Annotated in this window: 13 protein-coding genes; 7 read left to right on the top strand and 6 right to left on the bottom strand. The window is 61.0% G+C overall.

The window, feature by feature from the left end; all coding sequences use genetic code 11:
• Positions 1–347: 347 nt before the first annotated feature.
• The 6 genes from BMY73_RS17550 to pilG all read right to left on the bottom strand — a co-directional run bounded on the left by BMY73_RS17550 (position 348) and on the right by pilG (position 10,489).
• On the bottom strand, positions 348–839 hold the full coding sequence (locus BMY73_RS17550) for a chemotaxis protein CheW (RefSeq protein ID WP_062385448.1): 492 nt from the start codon (positions 837–839) through the stop codon (positions 348–350).
• Positions 832–6,843 (bottom strand): Hpt domain-containing protein, encoded by a 6,012-nt coding sequence (locus tag BMY73_RS17545; protein WP_092408643.1) that lies wholly within the window; start codon positions 6,841–6,843, stop codon positions 832–834. Before BMY73_RS17545 ends, BMY73_RS17550 begins: the two co-directional genes overlap by 8 nt.
• Positions 6,844–6,879: 36 nt before the next feature.
• Complete coding sequence (locus BMY73_RS17540) at positions 6,880–8,922, bottom strand: methyl-accepting chemotaxis protein (protein ID WP_092408641.1); 2,043 nt, start codon at positions 8,920–8,922, stop codon at positions 6,880–6,882.
• Between the two features lie 190 nt (positions 8,923–9,112).
• Positions 9,113–9,652, bottom strand: coding sequence for a chemotaxis protein CheW (locus tag BMY73_RS17535; RefSeq protein WP_092408639.1), 540 nt, complete (start codon positions 9,650–9,652; stop codon positions 9,113–9,115).
• 15 nt (positions 9,653–9,667) lie between these two features.
• Positions 9,668–10,033, bottom strand: coding sequence for a twitching motility response regulator PilH (gene pilH, locus BMY73_RS17530; RefSeq protein ID WP_002551739.1), 366 nt, complete (start codon positions 10,031–10,033; stop codon positions 9,668–9,670).
• 45 nt (positions 10,034–10,078) lie between these two features.
• Positions 10,079–10,489, bottom strand: coding sequence for a twitching motility response regulator PilG (gene pilG, locus BMY73_RS17525; protein ID WP_062385455.1), 411 nt, complete (start codon positions 10,487–10,489; stop codon positions 10,079–10,081).
• Positions 10,490–10,752: 263 nt separating this feature from the next.
• Between pilG and gshB the strand changes: the two genes are divergently transcribed.
• From gshB to BMY73_RS17490, 7 genes are all read left to right on the top strand, one after another.
• On the top strand, positions 10,753–11,706 hold the full coding sequence (gene gshB / locus BMY73_RS17520; RefSeq protein WP_092408637.1) for a glutathione synthase: 954 nt from the start codon (positions 10,753–10,755) through the stop codon (positions 11,704–11,706).
• Between the two features lie 294 nt (positions 11,707–12,000).
• Complete coding sequence (locus BMY73_RS17515; protein WP_092408635.1) at positions 12,001–12,903, top strand: energy transducer TonB; 903 nt, start codon at positions 12,001–12,003, stop codon at positions 12,901–12,903.
• Positions 12,904–13,117: 214 nt separating this feature from the next.
• On the top strand, positions 13,118–13,687 hold the full coding sequence (locus BMY73_RS17510; protein ID WP_062385460.1) for a YqgE/AlgH family protein: 570 nt from the start codon (positions 13,118–13,120) through the stop codon (positions 13,685–13,687).
• Positions 13,687–14,127, top strand: coding sequence for a Holliday junction resolvase RuvX (ruvX, locus tag BMY73_RS17505; protein WP_092408633.1), 441 nt, complete (start codon positions 13,687–13,689; stop codon positions 14,125–14,127). Before BMY73_RS17510 ends, ruvX begins: the two co-directional genes overlap by 1 nt.
• A 93-nt stretch (positions 14,128–14,220) precedes the next feature.
• Positions 14,221–14,745: a bifunctional pyr operon transcriptional regulator/uracil phosphoribosyltransferase PyrR gene (gene pyrR / locus BMY73_RS17500; RefSeq protein WP_062385464.1), complete on the top strand. Its 525-nt coding sequence runs from the start codon at positions 14,221–14,223 to the stop codon at positions 14,743–14,745.
• A gap of 12 nt (positions 14,746–14,757) precedes the next feature.
• Positions 14,758–15,762, top strand: coding sequence for an aspartate carbamoyltransferase catalytic subunit (locus BMY73_RS17495; RefSeq protein WP_062385466.1), 1,005 nt, complete (start codon positions 14,758–14,760; stop codon positions 15,760–15,762).
• Positions 15,759–17,030 (top strand): dihydroorotase, encoded by a 1,272-nt coding sequence (locus BMY73_RS17490; protein WP_092408631.1) that lies wholly within the window; start codon positions 15,759–15,761, stop codon positions 17,028–17,030. Before BMY73_RS17495 ends, BMY73_RS17490 begins: the two co-directional genes overlap by 4 nt.
• Positions 17,031–17,086: the final 56 nt, after the last annotated feature.

The raw sequence follows: 17,086 nt of genomic DNA, 5'->3' as shown, positions 1-17,086 counted from the left end.
TATTCGGCTCATGTTATGAGCTGAATATGCAACCTATTCGGCTCATGCTATGAGCTGAATATGCAACCTATTCGGCTCATGTTATGAGCTGAATATGCAACCTATTCGGCTCATAGTCCACAGCGTCCAACGAAATATCGGGGAGCCGGTAGTGGAGGATTCGGTAAATGCGGTATGCCTGAGACGGCCAGGGCGTCTGATTTTACTGCCGCTACGCGGCAGATCGCGGGACAAGCCACGCTCCCACGGCCTGCGGCCAGAATCAAAAGCGTTAAACCGTGCCACTCGTACCGCTTCTGCCGAACGCGTAGGCCTGCGGCAGCGTCAAAACCTGAAAGCAATTCCGCTCAGATCGCCGGTCCGGCGACCTGTACCAGTCCCGCGTCCACCAGCCATTGCTCAAGCGCCACCAGGTCGGGGACTTTTGCGACGGTTTCGCCGACCTGCACCGCCGCCAGTTCGAGCTCGCACAGCGCGACGTCGACGTAACTGAGCTGGCTGTCGAGTTTGCAGGAGCGCGGAATGCCTTGGGTCAGCAGGGCAATGAATTTGAGCTCGGGGCGACCGCCCAGCGCGTTGAGCACGACGATGCGCGCGCGACCACCGACGCGGGCACGGCTGCCACAGGCGGCTTCGAAGCTCAACAGCGCAAGCCTGCGGTTGCGCCAGTTGATCGGCCCCAGGTACCACTGTGGTGCGGCAGGGTCGGCGATACTGTCCTGGTAGTCGATCAGCTCGGCCACCGCGACGTTAGGCAGCAGTAAATGCCGGTCGCTCAAAGGGATGAGCAATCCGGTGAGACTGGTCAGCCGTGCGGTCTGGGTCGTGGTGTCAGACATGCACATGACTCCAGTGCGAGATGCTTTCCAGCAACGCGGCCTCCTGATAAGGCTTGCTCATGTAGTCGTTCACCCCCAACGCCATGGCGCGGTCGCGGTGTTTCTGCCCCGAGCGGGAGGTGATCATGATGATCGGCAGATGCTTCAGCGCTTCGTCTTCGCGCACTTTGCTGACGACTTCAAAGCCATCCATGCGCGGCATTTCGATGTCCAGCAGCATCACGTCCGGCCTGTGCTCCTGCAGCAACGCCATGGCATCCACCCCGTCTTTGGCAGTCAGTACGTTCATGCCGTTACGCTCGAGCAACCGGCCGGTGACCTTGCGCACCGTGACCGAATCGTCCACCACCATGACCAGCAAGGGTCTGGCCTGCTCCGTTTCGACAAATGGCGTCGGCACCTGGCCGGAGGCCTGAAGCGCCAGCATACGGCCATGCAAACGGCGAATATGCGCGAACAGGTCGAGAATCAACACCACACGGCCGTCTCCCAGAATCGTCGCGCCGGAAACGCCCTGCACTCCGGCAAACGGTGCCCCCAGGTTCTTGACCACAATCTCCCGAGAGCCCGCCAGTGCATCGACCTGCACCGCCACCCATTGGTCATGCACATGAACCAGCAGTACGGGCAACGGCTGTGTCTGGCCAATCAGCTTCGGCGGCTGGCCGTTGTTCAGCAGCTCACCCAGATACCTCAGCTCATAACTGCGCTCGCCGTACTGGTAACGCGGCGGCGTGGACTGGTAACAGGCCTCGAGCTCGCTTGGCATGACCCGCACGATGCCTTCGACACTGTTCAGCGGCACGGCGTATTGCTCTTCGCCACACTGCACCATCAGCGCACGATTGACCGAAACCGAGAACGGCAGACGTATACGGAATCGCGCGCCCTGCCCCGATCTGGAATCGATGACCATCGAGCCACCCAGCTCTTTGACCTCGGCGTGCACCACGTCCATGCCGACGCCACGCCCGGATATCTGGGTGATCGTCTCGGCAGTCGAAAAGCCCGCCTGCAAAATGAATTGCAGCGTGTCGTGCTCGCTCAGTTCGGCATCCGGACTGATCAAGCCACGTTTGATCGCCTTGCGCCGTACCGCTTCGAAATCCACACCGGCGCCGTCGTCGCTCATTTCGATGACGATATCGCCGCCCTCGTGGGCCAGACTCAAGGTGATGTGTCCTGTCTCCGACTTGCCGGCCGCCAGGCGTTTCTCACCGCTCTCCAGACCATGATCGACAGCGTTGCGCAGCATGTGCTCCAGCGGCGCGACCATGCGTTCAAGCACATTGCGGTCCATCTCGCCTTCGGCGTTGATCACATCGAACTTGACCTTTTTGTTCAGCTCGCCCGACACCTGCCGCACGATCCGACGCAAGCGCGGCACCATGCGCTCGAACGGCACCATGCGCGTGCGCATCAGGTTTTCCTGAAGCTCGGTGTTCACCCGGGCCTGTTGCAACAAGAGCGTCTCGGCTTCGTGCGCTCGGGTGTCCAGCGTCTCCTTGAGGTCCATCAGGTCAGACGCCGACTCGAACAACGCGCGTGATAACTGCTGCAGTTGCGAGTGGCGGTCCATTTCCAGCGGGTCGAACTCTTCATAGCCCGATCGTTCGGACTGAAGATCGCGACTGAGAATGCGCCCCTGGGTTTCGATGTCCAGACGCCGCAGTTGATCGCGCATCCGCTCGATGGTGGTTTCCATTTCGGCCAGGGTGACCTGCGCGTCGCTGACCTGCTGTTCGATGCGGCCACGGAAGATCGAGGTTTCGCCCGCCAGATTGACCAGATCCTCCAGTTGCTCAGCCGGCACCTTGACCATTTCGGGTCCGGCGCGCTCGGCGTCGCCATCCACGGCGGCCGCCGGGGGCTCTGCGCCAGGAGGGGGAGCCACTGCCGGTGAGTCCTCTTGAGGCGGGGTAGCCACCTCCTGGATCGCGCCCGACGACGAATAGTGCGCAATGCTTTCGATCAGCAGCGCAGGGTTGGGCAGTGGCTCATACCCTCTGACGGCGTCCACCATGTCAGCGAGCATGTCATGGCCGCTTTGCAACAGGCCGTTGAGCAACGCGCTGTTCTTCAACGCTCCGGACGCCAGGCCCTCATACAGCGACTCGAGTTCATGAGCGAGATCGCCAATAAGCGCGATTTCGACCATCCGCGCACCGCCTTTGAGCGTATGCAGGTCGCGCAGCAGGTTTTCAATTTCCAGCGTGTTCTGTGGGTCCGCCTGCCAGCGCACCAGCGCTGCGCTGGAGCTTTCGATGATGTCGTCGGCTTCTTCGAGAAAGATCTCCAGCAACTCAGGATCACGCTCGTCCAACGGTTGAATCATCGAGCCGACATTGCGCGCGCCACCCTCCTGGGACAACACGTAGCAGTGGTTCTGGCGGAATTCGCGAATCGCCTCGATAAGAGGCTCGGGATCGGCCAACGGTGCGCGGTTCTGCAACTGCTCAAGCATCAGGGACAGGTGGTCGTGACTGCGCACCAGGAGTTCGGCCAATTCAGGCGAGTGCGCACAGCGTCGGTCGATCAGGCCTTCATACAGCGATTCCAGCTCATGTCCCAGATCACCCACTTCACCGATTTCAGCCATACGCGCGCCACCCTTGAGGGTGTGCAGATCACGTTGCAGCGACGACAACGGCAACGGGTTTTCGGGGTCATCCAGCCAGCGCTGTAACGCTTGACCCGCGCTGTCGAGGATGTCGACGGCTTCTTCGAGGAAGATGTCGACAATCTCCTGATCCAGCTCATCGCGTGGCGGCTGTCGCGGCGGTGGGACCTCTTCGGATCCCGCGTCCAGAACACCCGTGGCTTCGCCGAGTTCGGTCACACTCGTTGTCAGCCCTCCTTCGCGCTTGATCACACCCATCGCGCCAGGATCCAGCGCTTCGTCGAGCAGCTCGCGCAGTGCCGTCACACGCTCCGGACAGGCCTGAACCTGCTGCCCCGCCGCGACCTGATCAAGCATGTTGATCAGCGCTTCATGGGCGTTCTCGGCTTCATGAAAGAACCGTTCGCTGACGGCAAGACTGCTTTCCTCCACGGCCCCATACAGGTCCAGCAACGCTTCGCACAGCTCGTCGACCTGTGGCAGGTCGGCCATGTGCGCGCCGTGCCCCAGCATGGTCAGTTCGTCGAGTAAGGCCGTAAGCTCCTGACGCTCGCCCGGATGCTGCCGCCAGCGTTTGAGCAGGTTTTCTGCATCCAGCAGGATGTCCATGCCTTCGGCGAGAAAGCTGGCGATCAGCTGCGGATTACGCCGGCTTCGCCGACCTTCGTCGTCGCCGCTGAGGGCTTCGGTCATACGCGCGTCGAACAACGCGCGAGCGGCGTCGATAAAAGCCGCCGCACCCTCGATCGGCATCAACGGATCGACCTTCAGTTGCGCCAGACCTTTGTGAAACAAGGGTTCGGCGGACCGCAGCAAATCAATTTCCGGTTGACCGACAGCCATCTGATTGGTTTTGAACTCACGCACCAACTGGTCCAGCGGGCTCGCCAGCTCGGCCATCGGCAGCACGCCCGCCATGTAGGCGCTGCCTTTGAGCGTGTGCAGCGCACGCAGTAACTCGTCACTGAAGGACGGCGAGTCGTCCAGCGCAGACAGGTCAAGGTAACGGTTGAGCGTTTCCAGGTGCGTCTGGGCTTCCTGGCGAAAGATCTCCAGCAATTGCGGGTCGAAGCCCTCTTCTTCCGGCTGGGCGGGCTGAGCAGGCATCTGCGTGGCAGGCTCGGCCAATTCGCCCTGGGCCAACGCATGGGCGCGTGCCGCCAGCAGGTCGACATCGTCGCGCTGTCGCTGAACGTCTTCGGCGAAATCACGAATCACATCCGGCAGCAGCATCTGAACATCGATGAGCAGTTGATGCACCCGACCGTCGGCCTCGACACTGCGCTCAAGCACCCGATTCAGCAGGTTTTCCACCGACCAGGCCAGCTCGCCCAGAATCAAGGCCCGCACCATTCGACCACTGCCTTTAAGGGTGTGGAAGGCCCGGCGAATTTCGCCCAGTGCAGACACATTGCCGGCGTCCGCCAACCAGCGCGGCAGGTACTCGCGCAGCGCAGCGAGCACCTCATCGGCTTCCTCCAGAAACACGTCACGTAGCTCATCGTCCACTGCCTCTTCGCCTTTGGGCGGCGGCAACAGACTGGCGGGCACGTGCCTGGCGGGCGGGTTGACGGTCGACAGCGGCGTGGCCAGCACTTCGGCAATGCTTTTGCTGGGACTGATGAGCGCCTGCCGTTCATGCAGCTCGCTCAACTCTTCGTCGGTGACAACCTCTTCCAGGACAGGTACGTCCACGATGTCCGCGATCGGCGAGTACCCCAGCCGGGCCAGGCTTTCTTCCGCCAGATCCAGCACATGCTCGCCCGGCGCTTCGGGATCTTCGGCCATGCGCTCCAGGTAATACTCGATACCGATGATGACATCGGCAAGGTGATCGAGCTGCGACCAGGCCGGGCGCGCTTCGTCGACCAATAAATGTTCGACGATGTAGGCGTTGCAGGCCGCCAGCAGACCGGATGCCCGCGCCAGCGGAATCATCGCCAGCGCGCCGCGCACTTGAATGAGTTGAGCCGACAGCGGTGCCAGCCGTTCACGGTCCAGTTCGCCGTCGATGTAATCATCGATGACATCCTTGGCTTGTTGCAGTACGACGCGCGCTTCCTTGATCACCAACTGATGGATCTGGCTCAGATCCGTTGTAGGCAGGCGACTCTCTTCAGGGCTGCTCTGATCGACCGTGCCGGCCATGCCCGCCAGCGTCGCTTCGACGTACAGCAAGGCACCGGCGACGTCCATCAAGCTGGCGTCATTGGGTTCGCGCTGCCCTTGTGCCATGCCTTGAACCACCGTCAGTTGGTCGATGATGACCTTCCGTGGCTGGCCAAAGCCCAGCACCGCCAAGGTATCGGCAATCTGTCGAAGCGGCGGCAACAATGTATTGAGCTCGCTGACGTGCTGACGATCACCTCGAACAAATACATCCAGACGTTCCTTGGTGCGAACCAGCTCATCACACAACGCAATGATCACCGAGCGCATGGCGTCGCGATCGGGCCCGGCCATCCGGGCGCGCTCCTCATCCACAAGCGCGCTTTCCGGCAACGCTTCGACAAGGCCATATTGATCCTTCAAATCCATCATCCTCTGGGCCTGACTGTCAGATTTGGCGATGTAAAACAGCAGACTTTTCAAGAGCTCGTCGGGCGCGGGCTGGTTGATTCCGGCGATGCCCTGTTCAAGAAGGCGCTTGAGCTCCTTGTCGGCATCCTTGAACAGACTGCGCAGCGCCGGGCTGTTGGTGAAATTGCCATTGGCCATGGTTTCGACCAGGGCCGACGTAATGCGCCACAACGGTTCAAGCGGAGCGTCCTTGCACAGGATTTCAAGGCGCGCGAACACCTTGCCCATGTAATCCAGCTGCGTCTGCACGTCCTGCTCGCGCAGCAGACCGACCAGCGCGGTTTGCAGGGTCTGACGCAGCTTGCGCAGCTTTGCTGGCAATTCGGGGCTGTCCCGCTCGGCCAGGGTCCGGGCATCGAGTTCAGGAATGGAAAGCAATTGCGGCGAAAACAGACTGGTTTCGGACAGCAGGCTTTCACCACGGGCACTGCGCAGGTCATTGAGCAGCGGCAACACCACCAAGGGCAGGTCGCGACGAGCGGAATGCACACGCTCCAGGTACACCGGCAGTTGACTCATCGCCTGATGCAGCAACTGAATCGCTTCGGTTTCCTGACCCACATGCCCTTGTTGCAGGGCCAGTGCCAACTGCTCGATTTCCTCGGCAAACAAAGCAGCGCCATAGAACTCGATCATCTGCAGGCTGCCGTGCACCTGATGAATGAAGTCCAGGCAGACGTCCATCGCGGCCGGATCATGAGGTCGCCCGGCGAAGGCATCGAGCGCCTGCCGTGCGTGCTTAAGGGTTTCGGCTATTTCGCCCTTGACCCACTCCAGGGCCACATAGTCGTGACGGTCAGCCATGATGGCTCCAGTTGCCCAAGTCGTTTGGCGTGACGATCAATGCTGATCCCGTGATACCGGCAGTGTAAAGCCGGACACCGAACGGCGCATCTCGCTGGCCATCTTCGCCAGATTCCCCATGCTCTGCGCAGTGGCGGCCGTGCCCGAGGTGGTCTGGGTCGTGGTCTGCTGGATGACGGTCATGGTGGCTGAAATCTGCTGACCCAAGGCAGCCTGCTGTTGCGCGGCATTGGTGATGCTTTCCACGAGTGCGGCGAGCACCTTGGAAACACCTTCGATTTCCTCCAGCGCCACACCGGCATCCTGCGCCAATCGTGCGCCACGCACCACTTCGGTGGTCGTCTGCTCCATCGAGATGACCGCTTCATTGGTGTCATTCTGGATCGCCCGGACCAGGGTTTCGATTTGCTTGGTGGCGGAGGACGAACGCTCGGCCAGCCGCTGCACTTCATCAGCCACCACGGCAAACCCGCGTCCGGCATCGCCGGCCATGGACGCCTGGATCGCCGCATTGAGTGCAAGGATGTTGGTCTGGTCGGCAATGTCGTCAATCAGGCTGACAATATCGCCGATCTCTTGGGATGATTCACCGAGGCGCTTGATCCGTTTGGACGTGTCCTGGATCTGCTCGCGAATGTTGTCCATCCCGTTGATGGTGTTGTGCACCACCTCGTTGCCCTTGTTGGCAATGGCCACGGAGCGCTCGGCCACGGCAACCGATTCGGAGGCGTTCGCCGACACCTGCTCCACCGACCTGGACATGTCATTGACCGCGTTCGACGCAGCCGCAATCTGCAACGCCTGATGTTCGGACGCTGCGGCCAGTTGAGTCGCCGTGGTCTGGGTGTCCTTCACCGCGCCAAACACCTGCTCGGCCGTGAGGTTGATGGTTGCCACCAGTTCGCGCAGTTGATCGATGGAGTAGTTGATCGAATCGGCGATGGCGCCCGTGAAGTCCTCGGTCACCGAGGCCGCCACCGTCAGATCGCCATCGGCGAGGTCTTCGATTTCATCGAGCAGGCGCATGATCGCCGTCTGGTTACGCTCATTTTTCTCGGCGGTTTCTCGAAGCTGGCGGTTGGTTTCACGCACCATTACCAGGCCAATCAGGATGATGGACGCCAAGGCCAGCAAACCGAGAATATAGCCGCCGTAGCTGTTGGTCGCGCGACCGCCCGCCAGATGCTCGAAACTGTTGGCCAGCACTGACGCTTCGTCCAGAAGGGTTTGCGACAGGTTGAAAATATTGCCAGCCGCCTCGCGAACCTCCAACAGTTCCGGCGACGTTTCCAGAATTTCGTCGACCGACCCGGACACGAACTGGAACAGCTCGGCAATTTCCGCCAGTCGGGCACGCGCGTCGCGGTCTTCGACCTGAGCGATTTTCAGCGTCGCATTGCCGTCCAGCATGCCGTTGAGCACACGGCCAAATTGACTGGCGTCACGCCCGAAGGCATCGGCGGCCTGCACAGCCGTTTCGTCGCCCGACAGCACCGTGTTCACCGCCCCCAGAATGCGTTCCGCGAGCAGGGACTGACGCTGAGCCAAGGCGACCTGACTGGCAGGTGCGCGGTTCTGCAGAAGGATATCGACGACCTTTTCCGACTGGTTCTGCAGTTGCGGGATGGTTTCGGCCAAGGTAGCCGCCACCTGATGCAGGGACAGGACGGTTTGTTCGCGGGAAAGAATCACATCCGTGCTTTTTCGCAGGTTTTCCCAGTCGTTCTGCACCGCTTTAAGTTCATCGCCGACTTCGGCAGGCGCTGCGGGCAGGCCGGTGTTCTTGTCGCCTTTTTTGAGGTATTGCCAACGGGTATCGAAGTCATTTCGGGCATCGGCGAGCAGCTTGAACGCGGCGGCCTTACCCGCCGCCGCTTCCGTTGCATTCTTGGCGATCCGCTGAGACAACACGCGCAACTCACCCGCGTGACCGATGTACTGCTTGTCGTAGTTGGATTGCGTGCTCAGGTACGCGAAATTGACGAACAGCAACATGATCAGAACGATCAGGCCCACAAACAGCGCAATGATCTGCGAGCGGCTGCGCGCGCCTTCGAGTGATTTGCCGGTATTACTCATTTCTCAGGGCTCCGCCTGAACCTCGGTTTGTTTTTGGAGCGCCCGAACATCAACAGCCGGGATGCACACCGTTTACGGCAGGGGTCGGCTTGCTGGCGCCAACGGGCAGTACGGCCGCCTGGCCCCTTTATCGCGAACACCTGCGGCTCTGCGACGACCAAACCCATCTCCGGCGCCCTGCCAGAGCGTATTAAAGTGCGACATTCATAAACCCCGGCGATTGCACCAGGATCCTGGGACTGAAAACCCGCCAAGCCTGCTCGCGCAAAAATCGACCTTGAACATAGGGGGCGACGGCGGGGTCACTGTCGTCGAGCGACTCCGGCATCAGGCTTCGTTCATTGAAGTGCTGGATACCCAGGACCTCATCGACCAGTAACCCGGCGAACACCTCACGGTGATCGATCACCAGCACCCGCCGCTGCTTGCGCAATGGCGAGAGGTCGTGGCCGAAGAATGCGCACAGGTCCATGATCGGCAGCAGCCGCCCGCGCAGGTTCGCGACCCCCCGGACCCAGGGTTTGACGCCCGGCAGCGTGGCATAACGTGGCTCGTGAAGGATTTCGTCAACCTCGCCCATGGGCGCCACGTAGTAGCGCTCGCCCATGCGAAAGCCAATGCCGCTCCAGCCTTGCTGCCGGGTTTCCTGCAAGGGCAGTCCGGCAGCCAGCGAACGACAGCGCTGATCGATATCGAGCAGCAGCTGAAAGGCGGTTTGCAACTGAGCCATGACCGCTGGCGGGCCTCAGCCTGCCAGGACCGCGTTCAGGGTTTTCATGAGGGTTTCTTCGTCGACCGGCTTGGTCAGGTAGTCCCGCGCGCCCTGACGCTTGCCCCAGACTTTGTCGGTTTCCTGATCCTTGGTGGTGATCATGATGACCGGGATCATGTTGGTGTCAGCGTCTTTGGTCAGCTGACGGGTCGCCTGAAAACCGTTCAGGCCGGGCATGACGATGTCCATCAGCACGGCGTCGGGTTTTTCCTGACGTGCCAGTGCCACGCCGTCGGCGCCGTTCTCGGCCTTGAGGACCTCATGGCCGTGTTTTTCCAGCATCCCGGTCAGCTTGTACATTTCAGTCGGCGAGTCATCGACGATCAGAATTCGAGCCATGGTGCTTCCCCATAGAAACAGCCGACCCTGGGTGAGGGCCCGGCATCAAGATAGTTGTTGTTCTACTGCAACGAACCCTGGCACATGGGCCTTGATCGCACTGAGCAGCTCTTCCTTGCTAAACGGTTTGGTCAAAAACTGATCGGAACCGACAATTCGCCCCTTGGCTTTGTCGAACAGCCCGTCCTTGGAGGACAACATGATCACCGGCGTAGACTTGAATGCCCGGTTGTTCTTGATCAACGCACACGTCTGATACCCGTCGAGTCGGGGCATCATGATGTCGACAAAAATGATTCTTGGATGATTATCAGCGATCTTGGCCAGCGCATCGAAACCGTCTACCGCGGTGATCACTTCACAGCCGACGTTTTTCAACAGGGTCTCGGCAGTGCGACGAATCGTTCGGGAGTCGTCGATGATCATCACTTTCAGTGGGGCTGAACGCTGTTCCATGTCTGCTCTACCATCGCCGCGGCGATTCAGATGGGCTGCCTTCTGCCGGGCGTCTGGTGCTGGTGGATCGCTAAAACCCTTCTGAAAGGGCCAAATGACATCTGCCGTGACGCCAGATGCCGAGCCTTTTTAGCACACTCTCCAGACGCAATCCATAAAGCAAATGCGCCACGCTTGCCCCTTGACCCCAAGCCTGCGCAGCGCCACCCTGACGCCTGTTTTCAGGCCCGTTGCGGCCATTACCGATCAGAGGATATTGCCCCATGAGCATTCGCCTGGGAATTGTCATGGACCCTATCGAGCGCATTTCCTATAAAAAGGACAGCTCGTTGGCCATGCTCCTTGCCGCGCAGGCGCGCGGCTGGTCACTGTTCTACATGGAACAGCACGACCTTTATCAGGATGCCGGGCAGGCTCGCGCGCGGATGAAGCCGCTGAAAGTGTTTGCCGATCCAGCGCACTGGTTCGAACTGGAGGCCGAAGTCGACAGCGGTCTGGACGATCTGGACGTGATCCTGATGCGCAAGGATCCGCCATTCGACATGGAGTTCGTCTACGCCACTTACCTGCTGGAGCAAGCCGAGCGTGCCGGCGTGCTGGTGGTCAACAAACCGCAAAGCCTGCGCGACTGCAACGAAAAGCTGTTCGCGACGCTGTTCCCACAGTGCACGCCGCCGACGCTGGTCAGCCGCCGTTCGGACATCCTGCGTGAGTTCGCGGCCAGGCATGGTGACGTCATCCTCAAGCCGCTGGACGGCATGGGCGGTGCCTCGATCTTCCGTCACCGCGCCGGCGACCCGAACCTGTCAGTGATTCTGGAAACCCTGACTCACCACGGCCAGCAGCAGATCATGGCGCAAGCGTACCTGCCTGCGATCAAGGACGGCGACAAGCGCATCCTGATGGTTGACGGGGAACCTGTCCCTTACTGCCTGGCGCGCATCCCGGCCGCTGGCGAAACCCGAGGCAACCTGGCCGCTGGCGGCCGTGGCGAAGCACGCCCCCTGACGGAACGCGACCGCTGGATCGCCGGCGAAATCGGCCCGACCTTGCGCGAAAAAGGTCTGCTGTTTGTAGGCCTGGACGTCATCGGCGAGCACCTGACCGAGATCAACGTTACCAGCCCGACCTGCATCCGTGAAATCGACAATGCGTTCGGCACGGACATCGGCGGGATGTTGATGGATGTGATCGAGAAGAAACTGCAGGCCCGGTAGACCTAATCGCCCCATTCGCGAGCAAGCTCGCTCCCACAGATGGACTGCCCCCAGGAAGTTGGAGACCCATCCAATTTTTGGGGCTGTCCAGAACCGCTGCATTTCTGTGGGAGCGAGCTCGCTCGCGAAGAGGGCCGTATTGCCAGTACATCCCTCGACAACTGAAATTCGCCCACTAATCGGCCCGCCGATATCAAAGCCCAAGAACCCCCAGACATTGCGTTATCATGCGCGGCCTGAATTTCGCCTTAGGTGGGTTTCCGCAATGCTGGTTTGTGTGATTCCGGAGCGTCGATGAACGCTGCGGTCGACAGTGATCTCCCGATGGCCCTGACCCGCACCGCCGTGCGCCCGGCCGATCGCCTGGGTTTTACCTTGATGATCGCGGCGCTTGTCCACCTGGCGCTGATCCTTGGCGTGGGCTTCACCTACGTCAAACCCGAAAAGATCAGCCAGACACTGGAAATCACCCTCGCCCCCTTCAAAAGTGACACCAAGCCCAAAGACGCTGACTTCCTCGCCCAGGAAAACCAGCAAGGCAGCGGCACCCTCGACAAGAAGGCTGTGCCCAAGACCACCGAAATCGCGCCGTACCAGGACACCAAGATCAACAAGGTGACGCCTCCGCCTGCGGCCAAACAGGTGGTTAAGCAGGAAGCGCCAAAGACCGCTGTTGCCACCAAGGCGCAAGCGCCACAAAAAACCGTCGCCAAGCGCGACGAAGTCAAACCTGAAGAGGCCAAGAAAGCCGCGCCGACGTTCGACAGCACCCAGTTGAATAGCGAAATCGCCAGCCTGGAGGCCGAACTCGCCGATGAGCAGCAGGCTTACGCCAAGCGCCCGAAAATCCACCGCCTGAGTGCCGCCTCGACCATGCGTGACAAGGGCGCCTGGTACAAAGAGGACTGGCGCAAGAAAATCGAGCGCATCGGCAACCTCAATTACCCCGAAGAAGCCCGGCGCCAGCAGATCTACGGCAGCCTGCGGATGATGGTGTCGATCAACCGCGACGGCTCCTTGTATGAAGTGCTGGTGCTTGAGTCGTCGGGACAGCCTTTACTGGATCAGGCCGCTCAGAGAATCGTGCGACTGGCGGCGCCTTTTGCCCCGTTCAGCGGCGATCTGTCCGATATCGACCGGCTCGAAATCATCCGCACCTGGAAGTTTGCCCGTGGGGACAAGCTGTCCAGTAATTGATCGCCCGCCACATTTTCCTGTAGGAGTGAGCTTGCTCGCGATTGGCCGGTACATTCGACGCACATTCAGCGGTCATACCATCGAATCGCGAGCAAGCTCACTCCTACAACCTGTGCGTAACCAAACATGAAACCTGAACCCTGTCGCGATTTATCCGCCCTTGGGTCGGTTCTGCCAGTTGTCACAACAGCCCCACGGCGCCACACTAGGGCTCATGAAAAACGTCACTCCGTCATACCTCAAGCATCAGTTTCTGATCGCCATGCCCCACATGCACGATGAGAACTTCGCTCAGACCTTGACCTACATCGTCGAGCACAACGCCAATGGCGCAATGGGTCTGGTGATCAACCGACCGCAAAGCCTGTCGCTGGCAGACATTCTGGAGCAGTTACGCCCGGAAATGGCGCCACCCGTTCGCTGTCAGCACATCCCCATTCACGTCGGCGGTCCGGTTCAAACCGATCGCGGCTTTGTCCTGCACCCGACCGGTCAGATTTTTCAGGCCACGGTCGATCTGGGCGGCATTTCGTTGTCGACGTCGCAGGACATCCTGTTTTCAATCGCCGACGGCTACGGCCCTGATCAGAATTTGATCACTCTCGGTTATGCCGGCTGGGACGCCGGGCAGCTCGAAGCCGAATTCGCCGCCAACGCCTGGCTGAACTGCGCGTTCGACCCCGCGATTCTGTTCGAGCTCGACAGCGAACAACGCCTCGATGCGGCGGCGGCCAAACTGGGCGTCAACCTGAACTTGCTGACCAGCCAGGCGGGCCACGCCTGATGGCCGCACTGCGCCTGCTTTTGGGATTCGACTACGGGACCAAACAGATCGGCGTCGCTGTCGGCCAGGTCATTACCGGCCAGGCCCGCGAGCTGTGCACCCTGAAGGCGCAGAACGGCGTTCCGGACTGGGAAAAGGTCCAGGCGCTGATCACCGAGTGGAAGCCCGACGCCATCGTCGTAGGGCTGCCGCTGAACATGGACGGCACCCCCAGCGAAATGAGCGCACGCGCGGAGAAGTTCTCGCGCAAGCTCAACGGCCGGTTCAACCTGCCCGTGTACACCCATGACGAACGTCTGACCACCTTTGAAGCCAAGGGTGAACGCATGTCGCGCGGCGGCCAGCGTGGCAGCTACCGCGACAACCCGGTGGACGCCATCGCCGCAGCGCTGCTGCTGCAAGGCTGGCTGGAAGCCAACAGCGCGCTGTTCGACACGTGAGCGCCCGACACTGCACTGCATTGAACAGCACAGAATTCGAGTTTAAGCCCGGCCGGCCGCAAGGAATGAGACCGGGCTTCTGAAGGAGCGACCATGAGCACCCTGCCAAACCCCGCCGAACTGATCAGCCAGATGGCCATCGATCTGAACGCGCACCTGCATAAACGTGGCATCAGCGAGCCGCGCTTCATCGGCATTCGTACCGGCGGCGTATGGGTTGCGCAGGCCTTGCTCGAAGCCCTGAACAGCCAGTCGCCGCTCGGGACGCTGGATGTTTCCTTCTACCGCGATGACTTCAGTCAGAACGGCCTGCACCCGCAAGTGCGCCCTTCCGAACTGCCGTTCGAGATCGAGGGCCAGCATCTGGTGCTGATCGATGACGTGCTGATGAGCGGCCGAACCATTCGGGCGGCCCTGAACGAACTCTTCGACTACGGCCGGCCGGCCAGCGTAACGCTGGTATCGCTGCTTGATCTGGACGCTGCCGAACTGCCGATCCGTCCAAATGTGACCGGCGCGACGCTCGATCTGTCTCCGAACGAACGGGTCAAGCTGTCCGGTCCGACGCCACTGACGCTTGAACTGCAAGACCTTTCCACCGATTCCGCCGCCCTCTAAGAGTCTTTTGCGATGACGCCTCTCGACGCCAAGCGCCCGCTGCAGCTGAACCATCAGGGTCAGTTGCAACATTTTCTCTCGCTCGACGGTTTGCCCCGCGAACTGCTGACCGAAATCCTCGACACCGCCGACTCCTTCCTTGAAGTCGGCGCACGGGCGGTGAAAAAAGTGCCGTTGCTGCGCGGCAAGACCGTGTGCAACGTGTTCTTCGAGAACTCGACCCGCACGCGCACCACCTTCGAACTGGCGGCACAACGGCTGTCGGCGGATGTCATCACCCTGAATGTGTCGACATCCTCGACCAGCAAGGGCGAAACTTTGTTCGACACGCTGCGCAACCTTGAAGCCATGGCGGCCGACATGTTCGTCGTGCGTCACGGCGATTCAGGCGCGGCGCACTTCATCGCCGAGCATGTCTGCCCGCAGGTGGCGACCATCAATGGCGGCGACGGCCGTCATGCGCACCCGACGCAGGGCATGCTGGACATGCTCACGATCCGCCGACACAAGGGCAATTTCGAGAACCTCTCGGTGGCCATCGTCGGCGACATCCTGCACTCACGCGTGGCGCGCTCGAACATGATCGCCCTCAAGGCACTGGGTTGCCCGGACATCCGCGTGGTCGCTCCCAAAACCCTGCTGCCGATTGGCGTCGAACAGTATGGCGTGAAGGTCTACACCGATCTGGCGGAAGGTCTGAAAGACGTCGATGTGGTGATCATGCTGCGCCTGCAACGCGAGCGCATGTCGGGCGGCCTGCTGCCGAGCGAAGGCGAGTTCTACCGCCTGTTCGGCCTGACCACTGCCCGCCTCGCCGGCGCCAAGCCAGACGCCATTGTCATGCACCCCGGCCCGATCAACCGAGGCGTGGAAATCGAGTCGGCGGTGGCCGATGGCTCGCATTCAGTCATCCTCAATCAAGTGACCTACGGCATCGCCGTGCGCATGGCCGTCTTGTCCATGGCCATGAGTGGCCAGACCGCCCAACGCCAGTTCGAGCAGGAGAACGCGCAGTGAAGTTCAGCATCCTCGGCGCTCGCGTCATCGACCCTGTCAGCGGTCTGGACCAAGTCATCGACATTCACCTGGAAGCCGGAAAGCTCCTTGCGCTGGGCGCGGCACCTGCCGATTTCACGCCTTCACAAACCATCGACGGCACAGGGCTGGTGGCAGCACCAGGACTGGTCGATCTGAACGTATCGTTGCGCGAGCCAGGCTATAGCCGCAAAGGCACCATCGCTTCGGAAACCCGCGCGGCCGCAGCCGGGGGCGTGACGAGCCTTTGCTGTCCACCTCGGACCAAACCTGTGCTGGATACCTCGGCGGTTGCCGAGCTGATTCTGGATCGCGCCCGCGAAGCCGGACACAGCAAAGTATTTCCGATCGGCGCACTGAGCAAAGGCCTGGAAGGCGAGCAATTGGCCGAGCTGATTGCCCTGCGTGACGCCGGTTGCGTGGCCTTCACCAACGGTCTGATCAATTTCAGTAGCAACCGCACCCTTTGCCGTGCGCTGGAATACGCAGCAACTTTCGACCTGACGGTGATTTTCAACTCACAGGATGATGATCTGGCGCAAGGCGGACTGGCTCATGACGGCCCGACAGCGGCCTTCCTGGGCCTGCCGGGCATACCCGAAACCGCTGAAACGGTGGCACTGGCCCGTGACCTGCTGCTGGTCGAGCAAAGCGGCGTGCGCGCTCACTTCACTCAGCTGACCAGCGCGCGCGGCGTGGCCCTGATTGCGCAGGCACAGGCGCGCGGCCTGCCGGTGACCGCTGACGTGGCGCTCTATCAGTTGATCCTGACAGACGAAGCCCTGATCGACTTCTCCAGCCTCTACCATGTACAGCCGCCGCTGCGCACCCGCGCTGACCGCGATGCATTGCGAGAAGCGGTGAAGTCAGGCGTGGTTCAGGCCATCTCCAGCCACCACCAGCCGCACGAGCGCGACGCCAAGCTGGCACCGTTCGGTGCGACGGAGCCGGGCATCAGCAGCGTCGAATTGCTATTGCCGCTGGCAATGACGCTGGTCGAGGATGGCTTGCTCGACCTGCCGACGCTGCTGGCGCGCCTGAGCTCAGGCCCTGCTGACGCATTGCGTTTGCCGGCAGGCAAACTGGCTGCCGGTGCGCCTGCTGATCTGGTGCTGTTCGACCCGGCGGCTTCCACCGTCGCTGGCGAGAAGTGGCTGTCGAAAGGCGAAAACTGCCCGTTCCTCGGCCATTGCCTGCCGGGCGCGGTGAAGTACACCTTTGTGGATGGGCGGATCAGTTACATCGGGTGACCTTTCAGCGGCCGATCCGACACACCTCACTCCCACAGGCTGCTTCAGACCTGTGG

Source organism: Pseudomonas sp. NFACC02 (genome assembly GCF_900110765.1).
GTDB lineage: Bacteria > Pseudomonadota > Gammaproteobacteria > Pseudomonadales > Pseudomonadaceae > Aquipseudomonas.
This window is presented reverse-complemented; position numbering and strand designations above follow the sequence as displayed.

Coding starts and splice junctions, on each gene's coding strand:
- BMY73_RS17550 (WP_062385448.1), bottom strand. CDS start 839: ATGTCTGACACCACGACCCAGACCGCACGGCTGACCAGTCTCACCGGA.
- BMY73_RS17545 (WP_092408643.1), bottom strand. CDS start 6,843: ATGGCTGACCGTCACGACTATGTGGCCCTGGAGTGGGTCAAGGGCGAA.
- BMY73_RS17540 (WP_092408641.1), bottom strand. CDS start 8,922: ATGAGTAATACCGGCAAATCACTCGAAGGCGCGCGCAGCCGCTCGCAG.
- BMY73_RS17535 (WP_092408639.1), bottom strand. CDS start 9,652: ATGGCTCAGTTGCAAACCGCCTTTCAGCTGCTGCTCGATATCGATCAG.
- pilH (WP_002551739.1), bottom strand. CDS start 10,033: ATGGCTCGAATTCTGATCGTCGATGACTCGCCGACTGAAATGTACAAG.
- pilG (WP_062385455.1), bottom strand. CDS start 10,489: ATGGAACAGCGTTCAGCCCCACTGAAAGTGATGATCATCGACGACTCC.
- gshB (WP_092408637.1), top strand. CDS start 10,753: ATGAGCATTCGCCTGGGAATTGTCATGGACCCTATCGAGCGCATTTCC.
- BMY73_RS17515 (WP_092408635.1), top strand. CDS start 12,001: ATGAACGCTGCGGTCGACAGTGATCTCCCGATGGCCCTGACCCGCACC.
- BMY73_RS17510 (WP_062385460.1), top strand. CDS start 13,118: ATGAAAAACGTCACTCCGTCATACCTCAAGCATCAGTTTCTGATCGCC.
- ruvX (WP_092408633.1), top strand. CDS start 13,687: ATGGCCGCACTGCGCCTGCTTTTGGGATTCGACTACGGGACCAAACAG.
- pyrR (WP_062385464.1), top strand. CDS start 14,221: ATGAGCACCCTGCCAAACCCCGCCGAACTGATCAGCCAGATGGCCATC.
- BMY73_RS17495 (WP_062385466.1), top strand. CDS start 14,758: ATGACGCCTCTCGACGCCAAGCGCCCGCTGCAGCTGAACCATCAGGGT.